Genomic DNA, 604 nt, shown 5'->3' with positions numbered 1-604 from the left:
TTGAATCGATTTTTAGCGATTCCAACACCAATACGGATACCTATCGCGAACTGGATTTACTGTTCATCGAATCGGATTCACTTTCGACAGGGGAGCGTTCTGCATTTCAACGTCGACTCGCACAAACCTCAAGTGTTCTTGCGGCGAATGCGCAGGGCAGTTATTTGGCGAATCAGTTATTAAAGCCAGATTTTCCTAATCAGTTGGTGTCGATGAAGGCTACGCTCGAACAAAAACTGGTTTCTTTTATCTTTTGGCTCATTGTCGTGAGCGGTTGTCTGTTGGCGGTGGTTTCATGGGCTGTCTTCTCTAAAAATGCGGTGGCGAATTCAAGTTCATCAGAGCCTGCCGTTTCTCAAACTGAAAACGCATCCAGTTCTTTAAAACACGAGAACAAAGCGCGTGAGTTGGCAAGTGATGCTCAAGCGAATAAAACGCAAGAGCTAACCCCTGATTCGCGACAAGAATTGCTGGCTCCGCAAGAACCGTTTATCGATATAAACAGAATGCTGGATTCGCTTTCTGGCGATGAAGGCGCTGTCCGAATGTTGCTCGAGGTCTTTATTCAAGATCATGCTGAAGATGGTTCTAAATTTCATAAACT

At 45.0% G+C, this 604-nt stretch carries 1 pseudogene; it reads left to right on the top strand.

Annotation, left to right across the window (positions count from 1 at the left end):
• Positions 1-604 (top strand): annotated as a pseudogene (locus R7093_RS26500) (Hpt domain-containing protein); the annotation flags it as partial.

It is taken from the genome of Vibrio sp. 1580 (assembly GCF_033340055.1).
The sequence above is the reverse complement of the archived record's forward strand: the minus strand, read 5'-3'. Positions and strand labels throughout refer to the sequence as shown.